The sequence below is a fragment of the Dokdonella sp. genome (assembly GCF_049593775.1).
In the GTDB taxonomy this organism is placed as follows: Bacteria; Pseudomonadota; Gammaproteobacteria; order Xanthomonadales; family Rhodanobacteraceae; genus Dokdonella.
In genome coordinates, this window is the sequence record NZ_JBAWHJ010000041.1 from 1 (window position 1) to 7,381 (window position 7,381).

Annotated in this window: 5 protein-coding genes and 1 pseudogene; 2 read left to right on the forward strand and 4 right to left on the reverse strand. The window is 60.9% G+C overall.

Annotation, left to right across the window (positions count from 1 at the left end):
- Both WBP53_RS01445 and WBP53_RS01450 read left to right on the forward strand, forming a co-directional pair.
- Positions 1 to 206 (forward strand): annotated as a pseudogene (locus WBP53_RS01445) (peptidase M28 family protein); the annotation flags it as partial.
- A 314-nt stretch (positions 207 to 520) separates the two neighbouring features.
- The gene (locus WBP53_RS01450) at positions 521 to 1,609 is read left to right on the forward strand and encodes a transporter substrate-binding domain-containing protein (RefSeq protein WP_423925202.1); all 1,089 of its coding nucleotides are present in this window, start codon (positions 521 to 523) and stop codon (positions 1,607 to 1,609) included.
- A 44-nt stretch (positions 1,610 to 1,653) separates the two neighbouring features.
- On the opposite strand, the gene WBP53_RS01455 is transcribed toward WBP53_RS01450, so the two are convergent.
- The 4 genes from WBP53_RS01455 to WBP53_RS01470 are packed head-to-tail and all read right to left on the reverse strand — an operon-like array spanning position 1,654 to position 7,265.
- Complete coding sequence (locus WBP53_RS01455) at positions 1,654 to 2,538, reverse strand: TrmH family RNA methyltransferase (protein ID WP_423925204.1); 885 nt, start codon at positions 2,536 to 2,538, stop codon at positions 1,654 to 1,656.
- A 1-nt stretch (position 2,539) separates the two neighbouring features.
- Positions 2,540 to 3,094, reverse strand: a complete 555-nt coding sequence (locus WBP53_RS01460) for a GNAT family N-acetyltransferase (protein ID WP_423925206.1) — start codon at positions 3,092 to 3,094, stop codon at positions 2,540 to 2,542.
- Positions 3,091 to 6,213, reverse strand: a complete 3,123-nt coding sequence (locus tag WBP53_RS01465) for an efflux RND transporter permease subunit (protein WP_423925208.1) — start codon at positions 6,211 to 6,213, stop codon at positions 3,091 to 3,093. Before WBP53_RS01465 ends, WBP53_RS01460 begins: the two co-directional genes overlap by 4 nt.
- Positions 6,210 to 7,265: an efflux RND transporter periplasmic adaptor subunit gene (locus tag WBP53_RS01470; protein ID WP_423925210.1), complete on the reverse strand. Its 1,056-nt coding sequence runs from the start codon at positions 7,263 to 7,265 to the stop codon at positions 6,210 to 6,212. The genes WBP53_RS01465 and WBP53_RS01470 overlap by 4 nt, the downstream gene beginning before the upstream one ends.
- Positions 7,266 to 7,381 lie beyond the last annotated feature (116 nt).

Below are 7,381 nucleotides of genomic sequence, written 5' to 3' on the forward strand. Positions count from 1 at the left end.
GCATGGCAGGGCTCTCGCTGCGCCAGGATGCATCGCGCTATTTCGAATGGCACCACACCGAAAACGATACCCTGGACAAGGTTGATCCCGAACAGTTGCGCCAGAACGTTGCGGCATACGCAGTGGCGATGTACCTGGCTACATCTGCCGAAGGTGACTTCGGCTCCGCGCCGGGCGCATTCGAGAAGGAAGAAGCGGAACACTAGGTAGCTTGCGCATCGCGATCATGCGGCGCAGTCCATTCGAAGGAAGCTCGTCAGGAGTGCTACCTCGGCCAACCGGTCGGCGGGTGAAATCCAACACGATGCGTTGAGCATTGCCCCTGACCAGCCTCCCGATACTCAGGTCCGGCGCAACCCGGAGCATTCTTCAAAACTCCGGGCCGGCAGGTTCAATCGCACGAACGCCTGCGCCTGCAATGCAAGCGGCGAACCTGAGGTCCAATTTGATCAACAGGTTTTTCGTGGAGCACGCCTACGTTACCCTGCATGCAAGGTTATTCATGTAGGGAGTGGGCTCGGTGTGCAAGTTCCTCAGTGTGTTCGGATTGCTCCTGGCATGCCTTGTGCCGCAGCACGGCCTGGCCCAATCATCTGAGGTCGAACCTGCTTCGCAGCGGCTGATCGTCGGCGTCAAGGTTGCCCCGCCGTTCGTGATCGCCGAAAGCAATGCCTACGCCGGCCTCGCCATCGACCTGTGGGAAGAAGCGGCAGTCCAGAACAACTGGGCGTTCGAGTACAGGCAGTTTGAACTGGAGGAATTGCTCGAGGCGGTCAGTCGCGGCGATGTGGATGTCGGAATCGGTGCCATTACGGCCACCGCCGAACGTGAAGCCGACATGGATTTCGCGCACGCCATCATCAGTTCCGGCCTGGGCGTGGCGGTACGCAGCAACCACCGCTCCGGCTGGCTTGCTGCGGTAGGCGCACTGTTCTCGCCGGCGTTCCTCAAGATTATTGGCGTGCTGGTCCTGTTGTTGTTCAGCGTTGGCGTCCTGGTCTGGTTGCTGGAGCGCAAGGGAAACCCGGAACACTTTGGCGGAGGAAGCGGAAACGGAATTTTTTCCGGGTTCTGGTGGGCAATCGTCACCATGACCACGGTCGGCTATGGAGACCTCGCCCCGCGCACGATCGGCGGTCGCCTGTTGGGGATGATCTGGATGGTGACAGCCCTTCTTGTCGTCTCCTTCTTCACGGCCTCGATCACCAGTGCACTGACAGTCGGCCAGCTCAGCCAGCGCATCAGCAATGCCGATGACCTGGCCGGAGCGGTGATCGCCAGCGTCGCCGATACAACCAGTGCGGAATGGCTGGAGCGCCGCGGCCTTGAATTTTCCACCGCTGCCGATGTCGATTCGGCACTACGCGAGCTGGCCGATGGTCAGGTGGACGCCGTGCTCTACGACGCGCCGTTGCTTCGCTGGGAAATCAATCGCAAATTTCGCGGCATGCTGCATATCCTGCCGCTCGTTCTGGAACGTCAGGACTATGCGTTCGCCCTTCCCGATTCCAGTCCTCTGCGCGAGGAGCTGGACGCATCCATTCTGCATGCGATCAACGCATCCGATTGGCATGTGCGCGTGTCCGAATACCTGGGCGAACACAAGTAGCCCGGAGCGTGGCTCAGGCTATTTCGTTGTATCCGGGCATGGGGTCAGCGGGTCTGCCGCCAGTATTCGCCGAGCACGACAGCCGCACTGGCAGCAATATTCAGGCTGTCGACCAGCCCGCTTCCCGGAATGCTCAGGCGTTGGTCGGCCGCTTCGATCAGGGCCGCACTCATGCCTTCACCCTCGGCACCAAAGACGAGCACCGTTCTCTGCGCCATTCGCGTCGAATAAAGCTCCTGCCCCTCACGAGGAACTGTCGCAGCGATGGTATAGCCCGCCTCACGCAACTGTGAAAGTGCAACGGCTTCATCCTCGACCCTGGCCAGTGCGACCATTTCGGCACCACCTTCCGCTACACGTGCGGCGGCTCCGGACAAATCAAGCGAAGATGCCGCTGGCACGATGACGCCACCCGCGGCGAAATGCGCTGCGCTGCGCAACAAGGCACCGAAATTATGCGGATTGCCCACGCCATCCAGCCAGATCAGCAGTGATCTGGCGGGCGCAGGTTCCTGCATGCCGAGCAACTCGGTCAAGCCAAGTGGTGCCTGCCGAAGCATCTCGAAACACAGGCCCTCGTGGTGTCGCGAGGCAGTCAGCTTGTCGAGATCGGTGTTCTCAACGACGCGATAACCCAGTCGGTTCTTCGCGCACCAGGCAAGCACGGGTTTCAATTCGTCGATTCGTGATTCGAGAAGATAGACCTTGCGCAAATCATTGGGTCGCCTGGCAAATGCAGCCAGGCAGGCATTGAGTCCGTACAGGCGAAGCTCCCCACTGGGGCGGGCAACACGCGGGCGTGATTCGAATCCCTGCTCAGGTGGCGCGTCGGCAACTTCGGGCGCGCGAGCACGCTCTGGCGGCTTGGTGCGGCTCTTCCAGGGCGAAGGCTGCCCTGGCTTGCCGGACTTCCACGGATTGTCGGACATGTCAGCTATTCCGTCTGCTGGAATCGGGTTGGGGCCGAAGCATGGCATACATCCACAAGTCGAATACCTCGTTGCGCTTGATCGCCGCACGTCGCAGCGTACCTTCGCGCACGAATCCACTCTTCTCGAGAACGCGCGCAGATGCCGGATTGTTCGACAATACGGTAGCTTGCAGCCGTTCGAAACCGTAGCTTGCGAAAACGTATTCACACCAGCGCGGCACGATGCGACTCATGATGCCCATGCCCCAGTAGCGACGCCCCAGCCAGTAGCCGAGCTGACCGCCAATGCGCAGTGTGTCTTCACCCGGACGCAACCCGATGCCGCCGACAGCTTCGCCATCGATCTCGATGGCAAGCACCACGGAAGGCGCCTCGACTGGATGGGAGAGGAAATTGTTCGCGTCATTGACCGTATACGGGAACGGAAACCGATCCGACAAGCCTCGCGACACGCCTTCGTCATTGGCGTGCCGAAGCAGCGACTCACGGTCATCCAGAGTCCAGGGGCGCAGTACAAAACCCTCGCCCTGCACCACTGGAGCGCCCTGGCTCACGCGTGGCCACCAACCGTAGGCGTTTGCGCATCGAGTTGTTCGATCTTGCGCGTCAATGCGTCGGGAGATCGCGTATACGGCGCAAGCAAGGCATAGAACGAAGGCACGACATACAGGGATAGCAGCGTCGAAAACGCCACGCCGAAGATCACCACCACACCGATTGCCGAGCGACTGGCCGAGCCAGGCCCGCCAGCCAGAACCAGTGGCACTGCGCCTGCCATCGTCGCCACCGAAGTCATCAGGATGGGCCGCAGACGTACTGCAGCCGATTCGGCAATGGCATCCTTGATCGCCATGCCTTCATCGCGCAACTGATTGGCGAATTCGACAATCAGGATACCGTTCTTCGCAGCCAGGCCAATCAACATCACGATGCCGATCTGACTGAACAGGTTCAACGTATTTCCGGTCAGCCAGAGGCCGATCAAGGCACCGAGTACGGCCAACGGTACCGTCAGCATGATCACGAACGGATGAATGAAGCTTTCGAACTGGGCTGCAAGCACGAGATAGACGATCAGCAGTGCAAGTGTGAACGTCAGCAGCACGGCACCTCCGGCCTTGAGGTACTCGCGTGAATCGCCCTTGTAGTCGATTTGAGCTTCAGGGGGCAATTCCTCACCTGCGGTTTTCTTCACCCACTCCAGTGCCTCACCCAGCGAATATCCCGGTGCCAGGCCGGCCGACAGGGTGATTCCGCGCAGCCGATTGAACCGGTTCAGGCGTCCAGGTTCGGCCAGCTCACTCAAGCTGACAAGATTGGCCAGCGGGATCAGTTCGCCACTGCGGGAAGAACGCACGTAGAGATTGTCGAGATCAGCGGGTTCGGCGCGATCATCGCGCTGCGCCTGCATGATTACGTCGTACTCCTCGCCGCCATCGACGAAGGTCGTGACCCGGCGACCTCCCATCATGGTTTCAAGCGTGCGCCCGATTTCCTGGGCCGAAACGCCGAGATCGGCTGCACGAGCCTGATCGATGTTGACCCGCATCTGGGGCTGGGTTTCCTTGTAGTCGGAATCGGGATTGGTCAGGCCGGGATTCTCATCCATGCGGGCGAGCATTCGATCGCGCCATACGGCCAACTCCTCGTAGTCAGGACCGCCAAGGACGACATTCAGCGGCTGCCCGCCGCTCCGAACAAGTCCGGTCCGGTAAGAAGGAATGGCACGGACCGCGGGCAACCCGGCGAGATCCATGCGCAACTTGTTGGCGACTTCAGGCGTCGATTCACTGCGCTGCTGCCAGTCCTTGAGGAATACCGTGATACGCCCCGTATGCATTTCCTGACTTGCGCCATAGCTTCCCGGCACACGTGAATTGAATCGCTCAATGGGGCCATCTTCGCCAATCAGGTCGAAGAACTTTTCCTCGACTTGCTGCATCTGTTCGACCGTGTAGTCGTAGCCGGCGCCTTCCGGCCCGCTGACCGAGACAAACAGCACGCCCTGGTCTTCGGTGGGGGACAGCTCCGTCGGCACCGTATTCAGGAGCAGGCCGCTGACGACAAGAGCCGCCACCATGAGCAGACCGAAAATCACCGGCTTGCCGCTGCTTCGCACGATCTGGCGCCGGTACATTTGGGTCAGCCGGTCGAGATAGCGATGGATCCAGACGTTGAAGCCGCGCTTGCCACTGTGGGGCCGCACCAGTTTGGAAGCCATCATTGGCGTCAATGTCAGCGCAACGAATGCAGACAACGCGACGGCACCGGCAAGGGTCACGGAAAGCTCGCGGAACAATCGCCCCGTGTTGCCCTCCATGAAACCAATCGGCAGGAATACCGATACCAGCACGGCCGTGGTCGCAATGACGGCGAAAGCAACCTGTCGTGCGCCGCGCTTGGCCGCAATCAGGGGTGGCTCGCCAAGGTCAACCCGGCGCTGGATGTTTTCAAGTACGACGATCGCGTCATCAACGACCAGGCCAATGCACAACACCAGGGCAAGCAGTGTCAGCAGGTTGATCGAAAACCCGAATGCATACAGGCCGATGAACGCGGAAATCAGGCAAACCGGCACCGTCACCGCAGGAATCAGGGCCGAGCGTGCGCTACCAAGGAACAGGAAGATGACGATGACGACGAGCACGCCGCCTTCAATCAGGGTCGCGTAGACACGATCGACCGCGGCCTCGATGAACAGGGTCGAGTCGTAGGCGACGAAAATCTCCGTGCCCTCGGGTAACGACTCCTGTACGCGCTCAGCCTCGGCACGAGCAGCACGTGCGACATCCAGGCTATTGGCAGTCGATGTCTTGACGATGCCCAGACCGACATTGAACTGGCCGTTGCTGCGCAAGTAGGAGCGTCGCTCCTCTGGGCCGCGCTCGACAGTAGCAACATCGCCCAGGCGCACCACGTAGCCGTCGCTACCCTTGGCCAGCGCCATCGTCGCGAAATCGTCCGCGTTCTGATAGCCGCGCTGAACGCGCAACGTGAAATCGCGCGAGCCAGACTCGAGCCGGCCTGCGGGCAGCTCTACGTTTTCGCGGCGCAAAGCCGCTTCGACATCGGATACGGCAAGGCCGCGAGCAGCCAGGGCTTCGCGATCAAGCCAGATGCGCATGGCGTAGCGCTGGCCGCCGCCGATGAAGACACGAGCCACACCCTCGATCGCAGACAGGCGATCGGAGACGTAGCGCTCCGCGTAATCGCTCAGCTCCAGCGCGTTCATGCGATCCGATCGCATGTTGAGCCACAGTATCGGGCTGGAATCGCTTTCGACCTTGGACACTTCCGGCGGATCAGCCTCTTCCGGCAGACGGTCCTGGACGCGGCTTACAGCATCGCGCACATCGTTGGCAGCAGCCTCGATGTCGCGAGTCAGATTGAACTCCATCGAAACATCCGAACTGCCATTGCGGCTGCTCGACTCGATCACGTCGACACCCTCGATGCCGGCCAACGCATCTTCCAGCACCTGAGTGATGCGGGTTTCCACGACAGCTGCCGAAGCACCCGGATAGTTGACGTCGACCGACACGATGGGCGGATCGATGGCCGGCAACTCGCGCAGGGTCAGGCGCGAAAAGGACATGACGCCAAGCACGATCAGCAACAGGCTGACTACGGCGGCGAATACCGGCCGTCGAATCGAGATGTCGGAAAGGCTCATTCTGGTTCCGTCCCCGCGCGGCTCGTGTCCACGATCATTGAACCGTCGCGCAATTTCACCGTGCCATCCCTGACGATGCGCGTGCCGGCTTCGAGCCCGTCAAGCACTTCGACCATGCCACCCTTGCGCGCTCCCAGGGTGACTATTTCGCGCTTTACCTTGCCTGTGGTGTCGACAACGTAGACGAACGAATCCGTACCGATCTGCTCGATCGTGATCTCGGGCACCGCCAGCACTTCGCGTTCCGGGCGCAATACGCGCACCGTCAGCAACATGCCCGCACGCAACGCACCATCCTCATTTGGAATTTCCGCACGAACGAGAATTGCCCGGGTTACCGGATCCACGCGCGAATCCACCGACACGATGGCGCCGTCAAACGAGCGCCCCGGATAGGCCACGCTGGTCGCCTGGACGTCGAGACCGGGGCTCAGTGCCGCGAGGAAACGCTCAGGCATCGAGAAATCGAGGGTGATCGTGTCGATGTTGTCGAGGGTAGTGATCACTGTGCCTGGCGTAACCAGTGCACCCACGCTGACCTGGCGCAGTCCGAGCACGCCGGAGAATGGAGCCGTCACGACACGATCGGAAAGCTGGGCGCGCAGGAAGGCGACTCGCGCCTTGCTCGACTCCTGCGTGGCTCTGGCCGTATCAGCCACCTGCTGCGATACGGTGCCCTTGCCGACGAGATCGTCGTTGCGTTGCATCAGGCGCTCTGCGTCCTTGTAATTCGCCTGGGCCTCGGCCAGGGCAGCCACCTGCTGGCCTGATGTCATCTCCACCAGCACATCACCGGCATCCACGTGCTGCCCATCCCTGAAGTTCACCTTGCGCACGGTTTCAGTGATCTTCGCGGTCAGGGTGATCGACTCACGCGCCTTGGTCGTCCCCACCGCCTCAAATGAATCCACCCACGTGACGGTTTCGACGATGGTCGTGGTGACAGGCACCGCAGGCATGGGCGATTTGGCTCCGCCACCCGACTCCGGACCCGAGCAAGCCGCAAGCGCGAGGAGGGAGATGGCGACTAGGATGGCTTTCCTGTTGAGCATTTTTCTGCGGTTTCCCAATGAGATGTCTTGGTGCGTGTGCTGCATGGTGCCAAGTCTGGCTGTGATCAGACCGCCGAACGCGTCTGATTCATTCGTTTCACGACCCGCCTCGCCCG

Excerpts from the sequence above, each read along its gene's own strand:
- WBP53_RS01455 (WP_423925204.1), bottom strand. The coding sequence starts at position 2,538 with ATGTCCGACAATCCGTGGAAGTCCGGCAAGCCAGGGCAGCCTTCGCCC.
- WBP53_RS01465 (WP_423925208.1), bottom strand. The coding sequence starts at position 6,213 with ATGAGCCTTTCCGACATCTCGATTCGACGGCCGGTATTCGCCGCCGTA.
- WBP53_RS01470 (WP_423925210.1), bottom strand. The coding sequence starts at position 7,265 with ATGCTCAACAGGAAAGCCATCCTAGTCGCCATCTCCCTCCTCGCGCTT.